17 protein-coding genes are annotated in these 20,441 nt (G+C 60.8%); all 17 read left to right on the forward strand.

Annotated elements, in window-relative coordinates:
• Positions 1 to 9: 9 nt before the first annotated feature.
• Positions 10 to 720: a phage minor tail protein L gene (locus IB265_RS33315; RefSeq protein ID WP_192495939.1), complete on the forward strand. Its 711-nt coding sequence runs from the start codon at positions 10 to 12 to the stop codon at positions 718 to 720.
• On the forward strand, positions 717 to 1,508 hold the full coding sequence (locus IB265_RS33320; protein WP_192495940.1) for a Mov34/MPN/PAD-1 family protein: 792 nt from the start codon (positions 717 to 719) through the stop codon (positions 1,506 to 1,508). The genes IB265_RS33315 and IB265_RS33320 overlap by 4 nt, the downstream gene beginning before the upstream one ends.
• A complete protein-coding gene (locus IB265_RS33325) occupies positions 1,501 to 2,151 on the forward strand; it encodes a tail assembly protein (protein WP_192495941.1) in 651 nt (216 codons plus the stop codon). The genes IB265_RS33320 and IB265_RS33325 overlap by 8 nt, the downstream gene beginning before the upstream one ends.
• The gene (locus IB265_RS33330; protein WP_192495942.1) at positions 2,148 to 7,277 is read left to right on the forward strand and encodes a phage tail protein; all 5,130 of its coding nucleotides are present in this window, start codon (positions 2,148 to 2,150) and stop codon (positions 7,275 to 7,277) included. Before IB265_RS33325 ends, IB265_RS33330 begins: the two co-directional genes overlap by 4 nt.
• Before the next feature lie 2 nt (positions 7,278 to 7,279).
• Positions 7,280 to 7,696: a hypothetical protein gene (locus IB265_RS33335; RefSeq protein WP_192495943.1), complete on the forward strand. Its 417-nt coding sequence runs from the start codon at positions 7,280 to 7,282 to the stop codon at positions 7,694 to 7,696.
• Positions 7,693 to 8,103: a hypothetical protein gene (locus IB265_RS33340; protein ID WP_192495944.1), complete on the forward strand. Its 411-nt coding sequence runs from the start codon at positions 7,693 to 7,695 to the stop codon at positions 8,101 to 8,103. Before IB265_RS33335 ends, IB265_RS33340 begins: the two co-directional genes overlap by 4 nt.
• Positions 8,104 to 8,179: 76 nt before the next feature.
• Positions 8,180 to 8,527: a hypothetical protein gene (locus IB265_RS33345; protein ID WP_192495945.1), complete on the forward strand. Its 348-nt coding sequence runs from the start codon at positions 8,180 to 8,182 to the stop codon at positions 8,525 to 8,527.
• Entirely contained in the window at positions 8,527 to 9,141 is a 615-nt protein-coding gene (locus IB265_RS33350; protein WP_192495946.1) for a lysozyme, read from the forward strand. Before IB265_RS33345 ends, IB265_RS33350 begins: the two co-directional genes overlap by 1 nt.
• On the forward strand, positions 9,141 to 9,485 hold the full coding sequence (locus IB265_RS33355) for a hypothetical protein (RefSeq protein WP_192495947.1): 345 nt from the start codon (positions 9,141 to 9,143) through the stop codon (positions 9,483 to 9,485). Before IB265_RS33350 ends, IB265_RS33355 begins: the two co-directional genes overlap by 1 nt.
• Before the next feature lie 294 nt (positions 9,486 to 9,779).
• Positions 9,780 to 11,621, forward strand: a complete 1,842-nt coding sequence (locus IB265_RS33360; protein WP_192495948.1) for a hypothetical protein — start codon at positions 9,780 to 9,782, stop codon at positions 11,619 to 11,621.
• A 68-nt stretch (positions 11,622 to 11,689) separates the two neighbouring features.
• Complete coding sequence (locus IB265_RS33365; RefSeq protein WP_192495949.1) at positions 11,690 to 12,040, forward strand: hypothetical protein; 351 nt, start codon at positions 11,690 to 11,692, stop codon at positions 12,038 to 12,040.
• Positions 12,040 to 15,573 carry a pyocin knob domain-containing protein gene (locus IB265_RS33370; RefSeq protein WP_192495950.1) on the forward strand — a complete coding sequence of 1,178 codons (3,534 nt, stop codon included), beginning with the start codon at positions 12,040 to 12,042 and terminating at the stop codon, positions 15,571 to 15,573. Before IB265_RS33365 ends, IB265_RS33370 begins: the two co-directional genes overlap by 1 nt.
• Positions 15,573 to 16,058: a hypothetical protein gene (locus tag IB265_RS33375; RefSeq protein WP_192495951.1), complete on the forward strand. Its 486-nt coding sequence runs from the start codon at positions 15,573 to 15,575 to the stop codon at positions 16,056 to 16,058. Before IB265_RS33370 ends, IB265_RS33375 begins: the two co-directional genes overlap by 1 nt.
• Before the next feature lie 95 nt (positions 16,059 to 16,153).
• Complete coding sequence (locus tag IB265_RS33380) at positions 16,154 to 16,921, forward strand: PhoH family protein (RefSeq protein WP_192495952.1); 768 nt, start codon at positions 16,154 to 16,156, stop codon at positions 16,919 to 16,921.
• 96 nt (positions 16,922 to 17,017) lie between these two features.
• Complete coding sequence (locus IB265_RS33385) at positions 17,018 to 17,770, forward strand: hypothetical protein (protein ID WP_192495953.1); 753 nt, start codon at positions 17,018 to 17,020, stop codon at positions 17,768 to 17,770.
• A gap of 88 nt (positions 17,771 to 17,858) precedes the next feature.
• Positions 17,859 to 19,178 (forward strand): DnaB-like helicase C-terminal domain-containing protein, encoded by a 1,320-nt coding sequence (locus IB265_RS37110; RefSeq protein WP_192495954.1) that lies wholly within the window; start codon positions 17,859 to 17,861, stop codon positions 19,176 to 19,178.
• Between the two features lie 2 nt (positions 19,179 to 19,180).
• Positions 19,181 to 20,299, forward strand: coding sequence for a DNA primase (locus tag IB265_RS33395; RefSeq protein WP_192495955.1), 1,119 nt, complete (start codon positions 19,181 to 19,183; stop codon positions 20,297 to 20,299).
• The last annotated feature ends 142 nt before the right edge of the window (positions 20,300 to 20,441 follow it).

A 20,441-nucleotide genomic window follows, 5' to 3' on the forward strand; every position in this document is an offset into this window, starting at 1 on the left:
GAGGTCCGAATGTCCCTTCAGTCCGAAGCACAGTCTCTTGCTCCTTCAGGCGTGATCTCGCTGTTCACGATCGATAGCTCGTCCGTGGGTGGCCCGATCATGCACTTCGTCATGGGCACCGACAATGACGGGCCGGTTGTTTTCAACCAGGTCGAATACCAGCCGATCGACGTTCAGTTCGAGGGTCTCGAAACGTCCGGTGCCGGCGCATTGCCGACGCCCAAGATCCGCATCTCCAACGTCGATGGTCTCGCCCAGGCGCTCGTGTCGACCTATGGCGAGCTGCTCGGCTGCACGCTCTATCGCGTGCGCACCTACACGCGCTTCCTCGACGGCCAGCCCGAGGCAGATCCGGAGTCCTTCTACGGCCCGGACATCTTCCGCTTCGAGCGCAAGACCTCGGAAAACGGCGTCTTCATCGAATGGGAACTGTCGGCCTCGATCGACCAGGAAGGCAAGCAGCTTCCCGGCCGCACGGTCATCCGCAACACCTGCCTGTGGCGCTACCGCTACTTCAACCGTTCGACGGCCAACTTCGACTACTCCAAGGCGCAGTGCCCTTACACGGGCTCCCAGAGCTACGACATCAACGATCAGCCGGTCGCTGACCCTGCTCTCGACGTGCCTTCGCGCCGTCTGTCGTGCTGCCGCACCCGCTTTGGCGAGAAAAACCCGCTGCCCTTCGGCGGCTTCCCTGGCGTCCAGAGGGTATCCTCATGAGTTATCCGTTCATTGAGGCGTTCGAGGACGCCAAGGCTCACGCACGTCGCGAATTCCCCAAGGAGTCGTGCGGCCTCATCGTCAAGGGCAAGTATATCGCCTGCGAGAACATCGCCAGCGACCCGAGCACGCATCGGGAAGACGACCGCGATTGCGGCTGCCAGCTCTGCTCCTTCGAGATCTCCGGCAAGGTCTACGCCAAGCACGAAGCCAACATCGATGTCGTGGTGCACTCGCACCCGAATGGTCCTTTCTTTCCTTCCAAGGCCGACATGGAAGGCCAGCTCCTGACCGAAAAGCCGTGGGCGATCCTGGTGCTTGACGAGGAGCGCGCCGCTTCCAAGCCGGTCATCTGGGGTGGCGACATTTCGCCCGTGCTTGGCCGCGAGTTCATGCACGGCGTTACCGACTGCTACGCGATCATCAAGGACTGCTACGCGCTGGGCAAGGACAAGCTCGCCGAGCAGGGCATTGTCGGCTGGCCGCATGATCCGATTACCATTCCGGAGTTCCCGCGCCAGGACGCCTGGTGGGAAGGCGACGACGACCTTTACGAGGAGAACTTCGGCAAGGCCGGTTTCGTCGAGACCAAGGACGCGCCGCAGCCTGGCGATGTCTTCCTGATGAAGATCCGTTCCTCCAAGAGCAATCACGCCGGCCTGCTGATCGGCGACAGCCTCATCGTTCATCACCTGCCTTCGCGTCTGTCCCGGCGCGAACCTGCGGGTCTGTGGGGTCGTCAGGCGACGAAGTGGCTTCGTTACAAGGGAGCTGCAGCCGATGCGTAAGGTCATTCTCCACGGCGCGCTCGGCGCCCGCTACGGCCGCGAATTTAATCTCGACGTCAAGACTGCCGGCGAGGCGGTTCGCGCGCTCTCGGCCAATTTCCCCGGCTTCATGAAGGACATTCGCGAAGGTGTCTGGCACCTGGTGCGCGGTCGGGAAGTCGACACGGGCATGAGCCTCGGCGAAGGCGACATCGCCGACTTCAAGCTCGGCCGGGCGGATCTTCACATCGTCCCCTATGTCGCCGGCTCCAAGCGCGGCGGGCTCCTCAAGGCCATTCTCGGCGTCGTCCTGATTGGTGCTGCCTTTGCGTTCACGGGCGGTGCGCTCGCGACCACGATTGGCGCATCCGGAACGCTCCTGGGCGGCGTCACTGGCACGCAGGTCGCCCTCTTCGGCGCTGCTGTGGCGCTGGCCGGCGTCTCCTCGCTGCTGACGCCCGAAGAGAAGGCCGAGCAGGGCGACGGCTCTCAATCCTTCACGATGACTGGACCTGGAAACACCTACGACCAGGGCGCTCCGGTGCCGCTTGTCTACGGCGAGGTCATCACGGGTGGCGTCCTGATTTCGGGCGGCATCGACATTGAACGCATCGCTGTCACCGGCTCGGGCGGCGGATCTGTAGGCTCAGGTGGCAAGAAGTGATTAAGTTCCAGTCCCACGGCGACACCGCGCTCGCCACGAATGAACTCGTCCGCAACCAGCCCCGGCGCATTCGCGGCGCAGGCGGTGGTGGCAAGGGTGGCAAGGGCGCCAGCAACGACGCCAACACCATGCGCTCGAACGCCCGTTTTCGCCTTATCGAGGCGATCTCGGAAGGGCCGATCTACGGCCTGGTGAACGGCGAGCAGTCGATCTATTTCGACCAGACCCCGCTCAAGAACGCCGACGGTAGCTACAACTTCAAGGGCGTTACCCTGTCCGATCACAAGGGCACGGCTGACGAGGGCTGGTTTAACGGTCACTCGGCCGTCGAAACGCCTGAGCAGGTGGAAGTCCAGGTCAAGCAGACCCTTGGCCCGGTTCAGCGCACCATCGTTGACGAGAACGCCGACGCCGTTCGCGTGATCATGCGCTGCCCGTCGCTCGTCCGTCAGGACGGCAAGGGTGGCCTGAAGCGCACCAGCCTCTCCTACGCGATCGATGTTCGCTCCTACAACGGCAGCTGGACCGAAGCCCTGGTCAACACGCTCGCAAGCGAAAAGGCACTGTCGCCCTTCCAGATGGATCATCGCATCGATCTTCCGGAAGGCGGCTCGCCCTGGGACGTGCGCGTTCGCCGTCTGACGCCCGACTCCACCGACGACAAGCTCCAGAACGATCTGTTCTGGGAAGGCTACGTCGTCCTGGTCGAAGGCAAGTTCATCTATCCCTTCACCGCGGCCGTTGCGATGGAAGGCAACGCCGAGGAGATGGGCTCCAACATTCCTCCGCGCAGCTACCACGTTCGCGGCCTGCTGGTGAACGTGCCGTCGAACTACAACCCGCTGACGCGCGTCTACACGGGCATCTGGGATGGCACCTTCAAGGTCGCCTGGACCAATAACCCGGCCTGGATCTTCTACGACCTGATCGTCAACGACCGCTATGGCCTGGGCGAGTTCATCAGCCCCGAGATCGTTGACAAGTGGTCGCTCTACACCATCGCGCAGTATTGCGACCAGTCGATCAAGAGCGGCTTCCGCAATGGTGAAACGGGCGAGGATATCTACGAGCCGCGCTTCACCTACAACGGCGTCATCAACACCAAGGACGAAGCCTTCTTCGTGCTTCAGTCGATCACGAAGGCGTGGCGCGGCATGGCCTATTGGGCGATGGGCCAGGTCTTTGCGGCTGCCGACATGCCGAGCGATCCGGTGCGCCTGGTTTCGCCGGCCAACGTCATCGGTGGTGACTTCGAGTATGCCGGCACGGCGCTTAAGGCCCGGCACTCGGTCGTCATGGTCAAGTGGAACAATCCGGACGACTTCTACCGTCCCGATACCGAAGTCGTCATCAACTCCGATCTGCTGCACAAGCACGGCTGGCGCGACAAGTCGGTTCAGCTGCAGGGCTGCACCTCGCGCGGTCTCGCGCACCGCTACGGCAAGTGGATCATCGACACTGAGCAGCACGAGACCGACACGCTGACCTATTCGGCGTCGTGGGATCATGCCGAGCTGCGTCCGGGTGAGATCATCGCCGTTTCGGACCCGCGCAAGGCACAGATCCGCGCGGCCGGTCGCATCGCCTCTCAGAGCGATCTGACCCTTGAGTTGGATGCTCCGTTCGAATGGAACGAGGGCGAGACCTATCAGCTCATGGCCACGCTGCCCTCGGGTCAGGTCGAGACCCGGCCCATCCTGGCGTTCCTCGACGAGCGCACGGTTCGCATCTCGTCGGCGTTCTCTACCGGGATCCTGCCCGACGCCATGTGGACCATCAAGGGTTCCGACATCACGCCGCGGCTTTACCGCGTCCTCAACATCGAGGAGTCCGAGCCCAACGTCTTCCGGGTTACGGCGCTGTTCCACGATCCGAACAAGTATGCGCGCGTCGAGGATGGCATCGCCTTTGAACCGCTGCCCTACGAGCGCCCGACCAAGACCGTCTCCCCGCCGTCTGGCCTCCTGGTCAAGGAGACCGGCTATATCTCGGACGAGGGCAAGGAATACCTGTCCCTGACGCTCTCCTGGACCGCTCCGCAGAACCAGCTCGTGCGCGGCTTCATCGTCTCGGTCGATACGCCGAATGATGGCTTCTACACGCTCGGCTCGACGGATGCGTCCTACTACGAAATGCCCAACATCAGCACGGGCATCCACACGTTCTATGTCCAGACCGTAGGCTATACCGGATCGGTCTCGGAACCGGCCACGATCGAGTTTGAGGCCGCAGGCGCTTCCGGCTTCGGTCTCCCGACCGTAACCGACCTGCAGCTGATCGACCGGCCGGACACCACTCAGTTTACTGGCCCCGACCTGCGCGTGCGCTGGAAGAACAACTTCGCCCTGGTCAAGGGTGGCCCGGTCGAGTTCTCGACCTCGCCGCACTACGCCTTCAACACCGTCTCGATCTATCACCCTGGGACCGGCGAGCTGCTGCGCACCGAGCGCGTCGTAGGGGAGGGCTATGTCTATGACATCGCCTCGAACCGCGCCGACTGCGCCAAGCTTGGCTATGCCGGGCCGACGCGCACCATTCGCGTCACCGTAACGGTCACGGACACGCTTCAGCGCGTCAGCAATCCGACGACGATCACGTTCTCCAATCCCGTTCCTGCTGCCTTCAATCCGACCGCCTTTGTCGCGGTGAAGGACATTCACCTGTCCTGGCCGGCGCAGGTCGATGACGACTTCGCGGGCGTTCTGGTCTGGATCGAGAAGAACAACACCTTCGACCCCTACACGACCACGCCGCGCTATGACGGCAAGGGCGGCTCCTTCGTGTTCGCCGGCGAGGAGCTTACGACCTACTATATCCGCGTTGCGGCCTACGACGCCTTCGGCAAGACCGGTCTGAACATTTCTCCGGCCTTGCAGGTCGCGACCGAGCTTGCATTCGACATGACCCCGCCTGCGGTCCCGACCGGACTTGCTGCGACCTCGGTCGTTGCAAACGGTGTCGCGCGCGTAACCGTTACCTGGACGAACAACACCGAAGAAGACATGGCCGCATACGACCTGCAGATCAAGCAGGGCTCGGGCAACTACGTCAGCTTCCCGGTCGCAAACGGCCCGTTCGAGTTCGACGGTATCCCGGCTGTCACCTACAAGATCAAGATCCGCGCCCGCGACCGCAACACCAATACGTCGAACTACTCCGCGGAGATCACGCACGTCGCTGCGAAGGACACGACGCCGCCTGCCGCGCCGACCGGCTTCACGGTCACTCCCGGCCTGACCTCGCTGTGGCTGTCGTGGGTCAACCCGACCGACGCTGACCTGGCCTTCATCGAGATCCTTGAGGGCACGACGAACGTTTCGAGCAGCGCTGTCGTGATCGCAAGCTCGATCGGCACGAGCTTCCCGCGCACCGGCCTTGCGCACAACACGACGCGCTACTACTGGCTGCGCGCTGTCGACACCTCGGGCAACAAGTCTGCGCTGACCGCTGTCGCGTCTGCCGAGACCGCAACGCTGCCCGACCCGAAGCGCATGACCATTGTCGGTCTGACGCTGACGCCGAACTCGCCGTCCGCGAACAAGGTCGCCTGGACGAGCTTCGACGTTTCTGTTGGCTCCCAGCTCTCTGGCACGACGACCAAGACTGTCGTGGCCGGCAATGCGACCTGGACCTCCGGCTCGCTCTACCTCTACTACGTCGAGGGCGAGACGACGCTGCGCACCACGACCTCGATCTCGGCGATCTTTACCGCAGCTGGCTTCCCGGTCGGCATTTACCGCGGTGGAACCGACGTGCAGCTGGCCGACGGCAAGGTCATGCAGGATGGCAACAACATTCTGGCAGGCACCATCGGCGCCCAGCAGCTCGTCGCCAACAATGCGATCATCACCGGCTCTGTCCAGCTCGGCGATGCCGTCGTCACGTCGGCAAAGATCCAGTCGCTTGCCGCTGAAAAGATCCAGGCCGACACCACGATCTCCAGCTCGGTCATTGTTGGTGGCGACACGCTCGGCACGATCCGCTCCCGCGCTGAGAACCCGGCTGCTCGCATCAACGCCGCTTCCACGCTGATCGATCCCGGTCGCGTCCGGATCTCCAACAATGGCACGGTCGCCAATTGGGCGATGGGCGGTGACTCGACCGAAATCAACGGTGGCGCAATCGCGGCAAACACCCTTGCTGCGAATGTCGCGGTCATCGGTATGCGTAACATCTCGCTCGATGGTCTGCAGTTCGAGCACAATGCGCCGACCGCAAACCGTGCAAGCTGGACGGCTGGCTCCATCAGCTACATCAATGACGTGGGCGTTGCGACCACGAAGTCTATCACGGCTGGTTCAACGAGCACCTGGACGGCCGGCACCCAGTATATCTACTGGGTCAAGGATGCGACCGCGCTCTCGGTCACGACCAGCGTCGTAACGGCCTTCGCGTCCAACTGCATCGTGCTTGCCACCTATCGCGGTGCTGACGCGATGAACGCCACCTATGGCCGCACGGTTATCGACGGTGGCAACATCAAGGCTGATACCGTTACCGGTATCCAGATGAAGGCCGACACCATCGAGAGCGGCCATCTGAAGGCGAACTCGATCAACAGTAACCACGTCCAGGCGAACGCGATCAACAGCAATCACGTCCAGGCAAGGTCGATCAACGGCGTTCACATCACCGCTGACAGGATCGATGCGCGCGTGCTCGTCCAGGACGGCACGACGATCACGGATCTGATCGCTGCAAACGCTGCGACGGATTCGGCAGGCTCCTACGCGAACGGCGGGGTAGGGGTCGGCACGGCCGCGGTCGTTGTGGCGACTGTTTCGATCGCCAATCCGCTCGGTGCGCCGATCATCGTCTTTGCCGACTGCTACGGTTTTCTGGGCATCAATGCCAGCGCGGATAAGAGCTATTCGGTGAACCTGGACGTTTGGCTGCGCAGGAACGGCGTTACGCAGCTGAGGTCTACTCAGTTTGCCTGCAGCGCCTATGACACCGGTGACACCGATGGTGGCGCCGTCTCCTTCAACTACTACGACGCTGCCCCTGGCGCGGGAACCATCACCTACGAAATCGTCGCCCAGCGGTCTGCCGGTTCGGGCAATGGTATCGTAACTCGTTCCGATGTCAGCCAGCGCTTCCTGGCAACCCTTGTGAGAAAGAGGTAATCATGACCGAAGAAGTAATCGACCTCGAAGCTCCGGCTACCTTCACCATCTACGACCCGGCAACCGGAGCGATCAACCGCTACGGTTACTGCCGGCGCGGAGACCTTGAGCTTCAGGTGCGCCCTGGCGAAGCCGCGATCTTCGGCGAGACCGGCAACGATGTGACCCAGTATGTCCTGGACGGCGCGATTGTTGACCGGCCGGTTTTCACCATCTCGAAGACGGCGATCGCCGCTGATAATGTCGACGAAGCCGTGATCACTGGCCTGCCGGATCCTGCCTGGGTCGTAATCGACGGTCATCCGTTTGAGGTTGCGGGCGGCACGCTCTCTATCTCCTCGCATATGCCGGCCAGCTATTCCCTTCACATTGACCATTGGCCCTACATGCCCTTCGACGCGGAGGTTGTTGCATCGTGAAGCTGTCTGTCACCAAGGATCTCGAGCCGCTGAAGCAGCAGGCTTTGAGCAATATCGACGCGAACGCCGAGAAGATTCGCGGGCGCTATATCACGCTCGGCTCAGGCCAGGCGATGGTTTACGACCAGAAGCGGGCCGAGGCCGAGAAGTTCATGGTCGACTACAATGTTGACCTGACGACCCCTCCGTCCGAGATCCCGCATCTGACGGCAGAGTCGGCGATGAACGGTATCTCTTTGTTCGATCAGGCGGTGATCTATCTGACCATGCGCCAGTCGTGGCTGACCGTCTCCCTGATCATCGAGGAGCGGCGACTTGTGGCAAAGACGGCTGTAATGGCTGCTCAGAGCCCGGCTCAAATCGAGCAAGCCGCTGATGTCGACTGGAGCGACCTTCCGGCCCCGTAATTAGCGGTTTTTCTTGCCAGGGCTCTCCACATGTAGTAAGTAATCACTTACTTACATTCCATCGCTGGAGAGCCCAATGGCGAAGCTTCCATCCATCACGCTAAACAAGGAGACGGTCGGCCTTGCGATCGGTTGCTTCTCGCTCGCCGGCTCCGTTTTTGGCGTCTACAACTGGCTGCTTGCCGGACGCGCCGAGAATTCGCCGATTGTCCAGGAACTTCTCATTAAGGACACGCGCCAGGACCAGCGTCTCGACCGCACCGACGAGGATCGACTCAAGAACACCGAGGCTCTGAAGGAGCAGACGACCGAGACCCAGAAGCTCAAGGAGGCCGTCGTGAAGCTCACGACCGTCATCGAGCAGAAGGGCGTCACCCAGAAGGCCGACTATATCGGACCCTCGCGCGCTCTTGAGGTCCGGTAATGCCGGTTAACAAGATCATCGCCACGAAGCGCGGCAAGTCCGCAATCGCCGCTGCCATGATCGCCGCAGCTGCGGGCGGTTGGCAGGGTATCGAGGACACCTCGCCGAAGGCTCTTCCTCCGGCCGTCATCCTGGCGACCAACACCCTGATCCTGCCCTGGGAGGGCATGGTGCTCTCCTCACATTGGGATCGCTTCGCCAAGATCTACGACATTTGCGCCGGCCTCACCCGCATCAACGGCAAGCCGGTCGGTCCGAACATGCGCTTTACCCGCGCCGAGTGCGAGCAGATGACCCGGGAGCAGATCTACAGCGACTATTACCTTCCGCTCGCCAAGCGCGTGCCTGGCTACACGACCTTCCCGGTTGGCGTCCAGGCGGCCATGCTCTCCGGCGCCTACAATTTCGGCGTGGGCTCTACCGCATCCGGCAAGGGAATGGCTGGCTCCACGGCTACGCGCTTCCACATGCAGGGCGAATACCGCAAGGGCTGCGAGGCGCAGACCGCGTTCAACAAGGCAGGCGGCATCATTGTCGATGGCCTGGTCAAGCGCCGCGAGATGGGTGATGCCCAGCGCGCCGGCGAGGCCGAAGTCTGCGTGAGTGGTCTCTGATGCTGAAGGCTTTGCTCGCACCCTATCTGAGCTGGATCGTCACCGCGGCTGTCGTGACGGCCGTCGGGCTCAGCATCTACGCCTACAACGCCGTCTATGAGCGTGGCTACGAGGCCATGCGCGTCGTTCACGAGAAGGCGCTCGCCGACCAGGCAGCTGCAAACAACGCGGTGATTACCGCGGCCGAGAAGGGCCTGCGCGAAGACGTTGCCCTGATCATCCTCGAAAAGGAGAAGCTTGAAGATGAAGTCGCTCGCCTCAACCGCGAAGCCGCTCAGGATCCTGGTGCTGCTGACGGCGGTATCGGCCTTGGCAGCGTGCAGCGTCTTAACTCCGTCCGCTAAGGCGCCGATCGTCCTGCCGCCCCTGCCGGCCGAGATCGTCGCATGTGGTTATGGCGTGCCGATTCCGGAGCCCAGGCCCGGAGAAAAGCTGAGCCAGCTTCAGACGGAGACGTTCTGGCTTAAGGACCGGAAGACCCTGAAGAACTGCCGGACCAATCACCAGGCCACCATCAAGTTCTATGAAGGTTTGCGGATCAATCTCAATCCCCCGGAAGATTGATCCGTTTACTGTCATTTATATTATCTACTAACTTAAGTCATATATAGTATATGACAGTGAATGGACGGGAATACATGACGGTAAATGTTGCTGAGGACCGGTTCGTTGAAGCTTATAACGACAAGGAAGCATATCCGAACCTCACCGATGTAGCAGTTGCTCTCGGTCTTTCCTACCAGACGGTTCGCAATCGCTCATCCGTTCTTCGAGCACGTCTCCGGGCAGGCGAAAATGTTCCGGTCCTGATCAATCGTGTGATCCAGGCAGCCGAGAAGGATCCAGAAGCTCCGGTCGCTCACGCGAACGCACGCGCTGATCTGCTTCGGGCTGACATCGATCACCTGCTGGCCAGCTCGCGCTATCCTGTGACCAACCCTGAAGCCGTGGTGATCGATCCTTACATCACGACGAAGTATGACCGGCTCACCGGCAAGAAGCAGAACGTCGAGGGCACGCCGCGCACCTGGCTCACCGACACGTTGACCGCTGAGCCCGTCGAGGATCCTCGCGGACGCGTATTCATCTTCACGGGAGCCCAGAACGACGCCGAGGTTGATCTGCCCTTCTGGGAGAACCTGCAGGCGTATGCGTCATTCCGGGATGCGGATATCATCGTCGGGCCCGGAACCTATGAAACGCAGTGGTGGAGCGAGAACAACTCGGCCGTCCGCGCCTACGCGCCTGAGATCGAGCAATACCTCTGCTTCGGCCAGATGAAGATCGGCGAGAACTTCGTGTTCTGCGGCGAGATGAACATGCTGCCGACGGCAAACCGTCCGATCTCGGATCTCACCACCTATACGCAGGGCCGCTGGGGTGTCTTCCCGCATTCCAAGATCCAGCTGAAGTCCGTGCCGTCGCTCGATCCCGCGCAGCAGGCGCACCAGGTCATGACGACCGGCCTTGTCACCAAGCCGAAGATCATTCCGCGTAAGGCCGGCATCAAGTCGATCGCCACGCATCAACTTGCCGCGGTGCTGGTCGAGTTCGACCATGATGGCGATCTGTTCTGCCGGCATCTGGTCGCTGACCAGGATGGCTCGTTCCAGGATTTGGAGTTCTTCGTCAAGGATGGCGAGGTGACGATCGACGAGGAGCTCGACGGCCTGGTTATGGCTGACCTTCACACCGACAAGGAAGACCGCAAGAACTTCGACGCTACCTTCCGGGCGCCGGACTCGATCACCCGGACGCTGAAGTTCCGCAAGGCCTTCGCTCACGACATTTTCGACAACTACCGCCGCAATCATCACAACGTCCACGATAACGCCCATTCCTACGAGGTCGCCTATCGCGGCCGCGAGAGTGTCGCAGACGAGATCCGCGGCGTCATCGACGTTGTGATCCAGATCCTGAAGACGACCAACCTGGTTATCGTCGAGGCAAACCACGATATCGCGCTTGAGCGCTATGTGAGGGAGGGGCGCTATCGTAACGACGGCATCAACATTCGGCTCGGCCTGCAGCTTGAAGACGCCTATCTGGCCTGGCGCGAGCGCGTGGCGAATGCAGTTGCGGCCGGCGATCCGGTAGAGAGCTTCTCGCTCCTGGAACATGCCTTCTATCTGATCGCGCGCCGCGAGTGCCTGCATTTCAGCCCCGATCAGCTTGAATGGGTGCATGATGGCTACAGCTACGTGTTGAACGGCGTGGAGTGCGGTAATCACGGCTTCCGCGGCGCGAATGGTGCGCGTGGCACGGTCTCTGGCTTTGCCGCTCTCGGTCGCAAGATGAACATTGGCGACAAGCATTCGCCCGAGATCATGGACGGTGTTTACGTCTCCGGCGTGATGAACCTGCGTCAGGGATACAATAAGGGTCCGAGCGGCTGGGCGGTTACTCACACCTTCCAATATAAGAACGGCAAGCGCACCTTGGTTACGCTTCAGAACGGAAAGTGGCGGGCCTCTATTTAATCAAGATTGTAAGTAATCACTTACTTATGTTATCTTGCCTCAAATGCCATTAAGAGGATCGCCACCGCATGTCCTATTCACAGTATCTCAAGGGAAAGGCCATTCAGACCGGTTGTGAGTGGCGCCTGAAGATCAAGGTCGTTTCGACCGCGCTTGCTGCTTTCCCGAGCACGGCCAAGTTCACCGCCCAGGTTCGCGTCGATGCTGATAGCCCCGTTCTGGCAACGCTGACGACCCAGGCCGGCAACATCATTCGCGTGGACGATACCTCGATCGAGATCGTTCTTCCTGGCTCCATCTCGGCCGAATGGTCGAGTGGCAAGGTCGTCATGGACGTTGTTCGCACGGATCTCACCGACAAGATTCACCTCGGCTTTGACCTGGAGATCCCGGTCAAGCGCTCCGTTACGAGGCTCTAATGGAAGTCGTAATCAACCTTGCAGACGACATTACCGTTCGGCAGCTTCGGTCGGACGGCGAAGCTGTCCTCAACTATTCCAATGATATCGTCGTCAAGGCGCGCTCCGGTCAGGAAGTCGCCGTCCAGCTGACGGAGCAGGGGCCGCAGGGTCCGGCTGGTGAGAAGGGTGATACCGGCACGGTAACGCCGGAGCTGAACCAGGCCAAGCTCGATGCCCAGGCTGCGGCTGCTGATGCGCTCGTGTCGAAGGGTATTGCGCTCGCGTCTGCCGGCACTGCTACGACCAAGGCCGGCGAAGCTGCAACGTCTGCGACCAATGCCAACGCCTCGAAGGTCGCCGCTGCGACCTCTGAAACCAACGCGAACACGTCCAAGAATGCTGCCGCTGCCTCTGCTGCTGCCGCGCTGACCTCGGAGATCAATGCCGAGACCGCGGAAACGAATGCTGAAACCGCTGCTACCAATGCGGCTACCTCCGAGGCGAACGCGCTTGCATACCGCAACACCGCCTCGACGCACGCAACGACTGCGACCACGAAGGCCGGCGAAGCTGCGACTTCGGCGACGGCCGCTGCTGGCTCTGCGACGGCTGCTTCCGGCAGTGCTGCTGATGCGCTCGCCTCGAAGAACGCTGCTGCTGCATCGGCCACGGCTGCTCAGGGCTATCGCGACACTGCCCTGACGCACGCAAACGCTGCTGACGCTGCCAAGACGGCTGCTGAGGCCGAGAAGATCGCTGCCCAGACGGCCAAGACCGGTGCTGAAACCGCCCAGGCCGCGGCTGTGACTGCAAAGACGGGCGCCGAGACCGCAAAGGCAGGTGCCGAAACGGCGCAGGCTGCTGCGGTATTGGCACAGACGGGCTCTGAAGCTGCGCGTGACGCGGCTGTTCTGGCTGAGATCGGCGCTGAGGCGGCAAAGACGGGTGCTGAGACGGCAAAGACCGGCTCTGAAGCCGCGCGTGACCTGGCGCAGAGCTGGGCTGCCGCTGCTGCCGCATCTGCCGATGAGGCTAATCAGTTCGATCCTACCAACTACGTCATCAAGTCCGACAACGGTGCGGATTTCACCGATCCGGCTGCGGTGCGTGCCAACATTGGTGCCCAGGTAGCACTTCAGACGGTCGATCAGACCGAAGCTGAGACGGGCGCGGCAACGACCGAGCGTAACTGGACCGCGCAGCGCGTCCGACAGGCCGTCGAAGCTCTGGCGCCGACCAAGAGCCACACGCACGCCGTCTCTGATATCACCGGCCTTCAGGAGGCCCTTGACACCGCCCTGACGACGAAGGCGCCGCTTGCCTCGCCGGTCTTCACTGGCACGCCGACGGCTCCGACCGCTCCGGCTGGCGATCGCACGACCAAGATCGCCAATACCGAATATGTTCGCACGGCACTCGATGAGATGATCGGCGCTGCGCCTGGCACGCTGGATACTCTTCAGGAGATCGCGACGGCTCTCGGTGATGATCCGAACTTCGCCTCGACGATGACGCAGCAGCTCGCCGGCAAGGCTGAGCTTTCGCACACGCACGCCATCGCCGACATCACCGGTCTGCAGACTGCGCTGAACAACCTCGCCCTCCCGACGCGGCTGGGTGCCAATGCTACGGATATTACGGACTGGAATACCGCGACTAGTAACGGTCACTACTCGTCAGCCAGCGCTCTGAATGAGCCGGAAGCTGGCTACTGGATCGGGTTCGTTACGAACCGTGCGGGTAACACGCAGCTGGTTCAGAATTTGTTTAATATCCAGGGTAGTAGCGCCGATACCAAGCACTATCGTAGGCACAAGCTCAGCGGCTCCTGGAAGCCTTGGTTCCGTGTTCTCGGCTCTCAGGAAGAGCTTGATGCACGCTTCGCTGCTCTGGCGCACGCGCACGCGATCTCTGATATCACCGGCCTTCAGTCGGCGCTCGATGCAAAGGCCGATACGTCCGCTCTGGCGCTGAAGGCGGCACTGGCTTCGCCGGCATTTACCGGCACTCCGACCGCTCCGACCGCTACTGCCGGCAACAGCTCGACCCAGCTCGCAACGACTGCGTTCGTCGGAACCGCTGTCGCCGATAGTGTTGCTGGAAAGATGGATGCGTCTATCGACAGTAGCATCGTTCGTTATCGCGGCGATCTTGGCGGATCCGAGGATCTGAACAACTACGTCACGAACGGCATTTGGAAGCAGAACGCAAACGCGAACGCCTCTACCGGAACCAACTATCCGACTGCAAAGGCGGGCACGCTTGAGGTCATCGTAGGTGGCGCCGGCGTCATGCAGCGCTATACCGTCTATAACGCGAACGCGACCGAAGCCGCTCGTATTTATGTCCGCGCGATCTATTCGAGCGTGTGGAGCGCGTGGCGCCTCCTGGCCTTCGACGGCCACACTCATGCGATCAGCGATATCTCCGGTCTTCAGGCTGCCATCGATGCCAAGCTCGGCGCAACGGCTCAGGCTGTAGACTCCGCGAAGCTGGGTGGCTTGACGGCCTCGCAGTTCCTGCGCTCTGACACCTCGACGGGAAACGTCGCGCTTTCGCTTGCTTCGAGCAACGGCAATGGCGTCCGCTTCTGGGGCGGCGACTCGAACTATTCGGTCTACATGTCCTCGTATGGCGACGCGACCTATGGTGGCCGTCTCGACGGCGCGTCCGACTACAACATGTATTTCAAGATGGGTAATGGCGCCGGGCGCGGTTTCGTCTTCAAGAATGGAGCGAACGGTGTCGCGCAGATCACGGGCGGTGGCGAGTTTATGGCTGTCTCGGCCAACAACTACCGCATCAAGTATGGCAACTACGGCCAGTTCTGGCGCTTCGACGGCAGCACCCTGTATCTAATGTTCACCGCCTCGGGCGACCAGGCCGGAGGTTACAACTCGCTTCGACCGTTCATGGTGAACGCGGCGAGCGGCGCGGTATCGATGGCTCACGGCTTGGCCGTGACGGGTGACGTTTCTGCATCGAACATGCTCTATGCGGGCGCCTCTGGTCGCGTGGCCGGTGATGGCAATCTCTACGGCTCGCTTTGGGGTAACGACTGGCTGTCGAACTACCTCGCCAATCAGTTCGCCAACAAGGTCTCGGTCGGTGGCCGCGCCTATCCGCTGCGCATCGGTGGCGTCGATCTGAACATGAACTGGTCCGGTCAGGGCGGCCAGCCTCCGTGGCTTTGGGGCGGTTCTGACGGCTCCAACATGTATGTCTACAACCCGTCGAACTTCAGCGTGAACTACGCCAACAGTGCCGGCAATGCCGATACGCTCGACGGCTATCACGCGACGGATCTCGCGCAGCTCTACAAGGGCACCAACATCAACGAAACCAACTATCCGCTTGGGCATGTTGTGCTGGCCTATACGCAGGGTGCGCCTGAGCGAAATGCGGCCGCCGCCGTGTATTACCAGACGGGTAACATCGGTTGGACCTTGGACGTTGCCGCAAGCACGCAGTTGGCTGGCACCTGGCGCAACAGGGGATGGTTTCAATACAGCACTGGCAACCGCATCGTGGCGATGCAGAGGGTTTCGTAATGGCACAGGTTAACAGGGTATATAGCGTCACCGCGGGGCGTGTAGCTGGTTCGTATCTCGTCAAGGCAAATATTACTGACTTTGAGGGCGAGACCTACGACTGCGATTATATGTCGTATGCCAACGACACGAACGGTTTGAACCCGGCGATCCGACAGTGGCTCGCTGACAATCCGGATTTTCCGAGCCAGCCCTACGTCCCTCCCTCTGCGCCGACCGAGGAGGAGCTGCGCGCACAGATGCCGACGCTTAGCTCGCGCCAGTTCTGGCTGGCAGCACTTGAGATCGGCATCACCAAGACGATCGTTCAGAACAAGATCAAGACCCTCGGCCTGGCGCCTCTGGAAGAAGCGCGTTGGAGCACCGAGCTGGATGAGGCAAAGACGTTTGAGCGCACCAGTCAGTTCCTCGCCGAACTGACTGGCCTCTTTAATATCCCGCCGAATGAGCTGGACGTTCTTTGGACCTGGGCGAGCAAGCTCTAGCTTTTTGCAAAACGATGTAAGTAATCACTTACTTACATAGGAGATTTCAGCTACATTGCGGAGGTAGTTCATACCTCCCAATGGAGTCTCCAGAAATGTCCAAGCCTCGCAAGTCCGTCGCACGCCAGACCCGCCGCGACGACCGCGCACGTATGCGCAATGACTCCAAGTTGATCGCCTCTGCCGATCGGTCGATCCCTGCGCAACCCACTCCGGCCCGCAAGGAACCGGTCAAGGCGCTCACGCACGGCCAGAAGCGCTATGACGCCGGTTTCAAGTCCTCTGATATCGTCTTCGGTCTCGGTCCGGCCGGCACGGGCAAGACCTGGTTTGCGATCCAGCGCGCCGCTGAGGCCCTGAAGGCTGGCGACATCAAGAAGATCTACGTGACCCGGCCGGCGATCGAGGTAGGCGAGGGCATGGGCTTCCTGCCGGGCGAGCTGGAAGAGAAGTTTGCGCCGTATCTGATCCCTGTAAAGGAGGCCTTTGTTGAGGCTCTGGGCTCCGGTTATTACGAATACTGCCTCAAGGCAGGTGTCATCGAGCCCGTTCCGTTGGCCTTCATCCGTGGCCGCACGCTGAAGGACGCCTGGGTCATCGCCGACGAAATGCAGAACGCGACCAAGGCCGAGTTCAAGGCATTCCTGACCCGTATCGGCGAGAACGCCAAGTTCGTCATCAATGGTGACGTGACGCAGACCGACGAGAAGATCGGTTCGAAGTCCGGCCTGAGTGATGCCGTTCATCGCGTCGGCAATCACAGCCAGGTCACGGTCGTCCAGTTCACCCGCTCCGAGGTCGTTCGTTCCGGCCTCTGTCAGGATATGGTCGAGGCCTACGAAGACGGCTTCGGCCGCTTCTAAAAGCCCGTCGAGAGCGCGGATAATCCCGCGCTCTCTTTGTCTGCGCTTCCGTATGACGCTCGCTATAAGTCTTCACATAGCAACGAAAGCCATGTCATGCCGCATCTGATCGCCGCCTTTTCAACCGACCTCGACGCCGTGAGAACCACGACGCTTGAGAACGACTACATCGTCTCCAACTTCATTTCGCAGGAGTTCCAGGAGTTCGATCGAATGGGCTGGTCAAACAAGTGGTTCGACTACCGTCATATGACGCTGCTGCAGGCAACTCACCGCTACATGGAAGTCTATGGCGACATCTACCGTCGCATCTATGCCCGCGAATTCGACCGTGAGCGCGCAGAGCATATCAAGCCCTTGAACTTCGAGCTGATCCTCGCGGCACTGCGTCCGGAAGGCCAGGCAGACGCCAAGAAGGTCACGAAGGCCAAGAAGCAGCTCGTCGGCTGCTGGCGCGGCCGTCAGATCGCCGACATGCTCGGCTGCCCCTACGATGTCTACATCGATCTCGCCTTCACCTACCGGATGCGCCGCTGGAAGCAGAACACCATGCCGCAGCCGTTCCACCTCTACCACGAGTATGACGTAATCAAGATTGTCGAGCGCTGGGAGGAGCTGCAGGCGTCCAGGCTCTACCGCGCCGAACACGCCGCCTATCTCGTCCAGAACTATCAGGACTTGCCGCAGCAGAACGACTACCACGATTGGCTGTTCAAGCAGGCCAAGCTCCGGTCGAACCCGGCAGAGTGGATTGCGACCTTCATCGAGGAGCACGCTCTCCCGGTCGAGAAGGTTCAGACGCGCACTGACATTCCGGAATGGGAAATGATCGAGCGCTACCTGCAGTAATCCCATAGCGCTTCTCGCTATAACGAAAACATGAGCTTTTGCGCTTATTGATGTAAGTAAGCACTTACTTAGGAAAATGGAGTTCAACGTGACCGAAACGGCACAGTTTGAGTTCGACCAGTCGTTTCAGACGAAGGTAGCCGCGCTGGTGATGCGCGACACGAACTTCGCCATGAACACGAAGGATCTGATCAAGCCCGAATATTTCACCGAAGACGCAGCCGGCGCGCTCGTGCGGATCGTGCATGAGCATGTGAAGGTCTATCGCGCCGTTCCCGACATGAAGATCCTGCCGACGATCCTGAAGGATGAGATCGCGGCTAAGCGTATCCGGTCAGACATGGTGGATCCCATCAAGAAGATGGTGAGAACGATCCTCACGACTGACCTGTCCAACCCCGCCTTCGTTCAGGACAAGGTGACGGACTTCGCCAAGCACCAGGCCGTCGAAGGCGCGATCATGTCGATCCTGCCGCTGCTCGAAAAGGGCAAGGATTGGGCCAAGATCGGCCAGCTCATGAAGGACGCGGTGTCGATCGGCTCTGTCACCGACGGTGGCGACTACGACTATTTCGATGAGATCCGTAACCGCACCCAGGAACGCCACGACCTCAAGTCGGGCAAGGTTATCAGGTCAGGCATCACGACCGGTTACGCCGCGATCGACGCATACCTCTATCACATGGGATGGGGCCGCAAGGAGCTGAGCTGCGTCATGGGCGCTGCGAAGGCTGGTAAGTCGATGTCGCTCGGTGACTTCGGCAAGAACGCCTCGATGGCCGGCTACAACGTCTTCTACGACAGCCTCGAAGTTGCCAAGGAGATCATCGCGGCCCGTGTCGACGCGGCACTCTCCGATACGATGATGCGCGACCTGCACAAGGATCCGGATAAGGTCGAGGCCGCGATCAAGGCCATCGCTGCCAAGTCCGGCAAGTTCAAGATGCGCGACCACGCATCCGGCACCTTGAAGCCGTCGCAGCTAAATCGCCTGCTGGAACAGTATCGCGCCGATGGCATCATCTTTGACCTGGTGATCGTGGACTACGCGGACATTATGGCCGCTGAATACCGCTCCGACAGTCTGCAGGAGAACCTGCGCACGATCTACGTCGATCTCCGCGCAATCGCATATGAAGCCAACTGCGCGCTTCTGACGGCCACGCAGACGAACCGCGACGGCGCCAAGGCTTCGACGGCCAAGGCGACTGACGTTGGTGACGACTGGAACAAGGCGCGAACCGTCGACCTGATGCTCGGTATTAACGCGACCGACGCCGAAAAGGCCGCAAACGAAGCTCGCTTGACCTGGCTGCTCGCGCGTAACGGCGAGTCCGGCTTCTCGCTCTCGCTCAAGCAGGACCGCTCGAAGATGCAGTTCATCACCAAGGTTCTTGGAAAGGTCTGATCATGGCGCGCGTATCGTTCGACCAGATCCAGGAGGAGCTCGACATGGAGTTCTTCCTGGAACGGGAAAGCATTTCGTTTCGCGAGACGCGCGGCACGTCCGGTATTCAGCTGAACATCAAGACCTGCCCGAACCCGGCCTGCCGCGACGAGCGTTGGCGCACCTACTTCGGTATCGAGAATGGCAAGGGTAACTGCTTTGTCTGCGGCGTCTCCTTCAACAAGCTGCAGTATGTGAACTTCCACTTCGACCACGGCGACACCTGGCGCACGACCTTTGCCACCTGCGAGGAGATCCTGCGTGATCAGGGTTATCGCCCGAAGCGTCAGGCGATGGTGCAGGTTGTTCATGGTGATGTCGTGCTGCCGGTCAGTGATCCGCTGCCGCTGCCGGACGGCTCGAACCTTGCCTATCTCGAACAGCGCGGTTTCGGGGCTGATATCTGCAGGTATTTTGAGCTGCGCTGGTGTCAGTTCGGCTGGTGGAAGTTCAAGGACGCCGACGGCAAGGCCCAGACGCAGAACTTCGCCGATCGCGTGCTGATCCCGGTCTTCGATCTCGATGGCACGCTCAAGACGTTCCAGGGTCGCGACCTCACGGGCACCTCGCCGAAGAAGTATCTGTTTCCGATGGAGCTTCCGGGGACTGGACGCTATCTGCTCAACGGGCACAATGCCGTAGCGACTGATCATGTGGTGATGGGCGAGGGCGCTTTCGACGTTGCCGCGATCAAGCTCGCCTTTGACGAGGACTCGGCGCTGCGCAACATCGTGGCCGTCGGCTCCTTCGGCAAGCATCTGTCCTATGGTGCGCCTGATGGCGACGACCAGCTCGGCCGCTTCCTGCAGCTGAAGGGCAGGGGCGTCAAGACGGTTACGATCATGTGGGACGGCGAAGTCGCAGCGCTGCTCGCCGCGCTCGATGCGGCCAAGAAGCTGACCGGTCTCGGCTTCACCGTCCGGGTCGCACTGCTGCCGTTCGAAAAGGATCCGAACGAAGTCACGGGCGATGTCGTGCGCAAGGCATTCTACGCTGCGACCGTATGGACGCCGGCCGTGGACATTAAGTGGCGCCTTCGCAACCCCTATGCGGCCGAGGCGAAAGCGAAGACTGCTGCCTGACGGGATAAGTATTCCATTACTTACTTCCTACCGCACTCCAAGAACGATCTCGCTATAACTGACAATGAAAGAAGAACAGCGATTACGTGACGTGTTCCGGCGACGACTTGAAGCCGAAACACGCGCCTCGCGAACGAGGAAA

It is taken from the genome of Ensifer sp. ENS10, assembly GCF_014852025.1.
Lineage (GTDB): Bacteria > Pseudomonadota > Alphaproteobacteria > Rhizobiales > Rhizobiaceae > Ensifer.

Excerpts from the sequence above, each read along its gene's own strand:
- IB265_RS33360 (WP_192495948.1), top strand. The coding sequence starts at position 9,780 with ATGACGGTAAATGTTGCTGAGGACCGGTTCGTTGAAGCTTATAACGAC.
- IB265_RS33350 (WP_192495946.1), top strand. The coding sequence starts at position 8,527 with ATGCCGGTTAACAAGATCATCGCCACGAAGCGCGGCAAGTCCGCAATC.
- IB265_RS33365 (WP_192495949.1), top strand. The coding sequence starts at position 11,690 with ATGTCCTATTCACAGTATCTCAAGGGAAAGGCCATTCAGACCGGTTGT.
- IB265_RS33375 (WP_192495951.1), top strand. The coding sequence starts at position 15,573 with ATGGCACAGGTTAACAGGGTATATAGCGTCACCGCGGGGCGTGTAGCT.
- IB265_RS33325 (WP_192495941.1), top strand. The coding sequence starts at position 1,501 with ATGCGTAAGGTCATTCTCCACGGCGCGCTCGGCGCCCGCTACGGCCGC.
- IB265_RS33385 (WP_192495953.1), top strand. The coding sequence starts at position 17,018 with ATGCCGCATCTGATCGCCGCCTTTTCAACCGACCTCGACGCCGTGAGA.
- IB265_RS33380 (WP_192495952.1), top strand. The coding sequence starts at position 16,154 with ATGTCCAAGCCTCGCAAGTCCGTCGCACGCCAGACCCGCCGCGACGAC.
- IB265_RS33395 (WP_192495955.1), top strand. The coding sequence starts at position 19,181 with ATGGCGCGCGTATCGTTCGACCAGATCCAGGAGGAGCTCGACATGGAG.
- IB265_RS33315 (WP_192495939.1), top strand. The coding sequence starts at position 10 with ATGTCCCTTCAGTCCGAAGCACAGTCTCTTGCTCCTTCAGGCGTGATC.
- IB265_RS33345 (WP_192495945.1), top strand. The coding sequence starts at position 8,180 with ATGGCGAAGCTTCCATCCATCACGCTAAACAAGGAGACGGTCGGCCTT.
- IB265_RS33355 (WP_192495947.1), top strand. The coding sequence starts at position 9,141 with ATGCTGAAGGCTTTGCTCGCACCCTATCTGAGCTGGATCGTCACCGCG.
- IB265_RS33370 (WP_192495950.1), top strand. The coding sequence starts at position 12,040 with ATGGAAGTCGTAATCAACCTTGCAGACGACATTACCGTTCGGCAGCTT.
- IB265_RS33320 (WP_192495940.1), top strand. The coding sequence starts at position 717 with ATGAGTTATCCGTTCATTGAGGCGTTCGAGGACGCCAAGGCTCACGCA.
- IB265_RS33335 (WP_192495943.1), top strand. The coding sequence starts at position 7,280 with ATGACCGAAGAAGTAATCGACCTCGAAGCTCCGGCTACCTTCACCATC.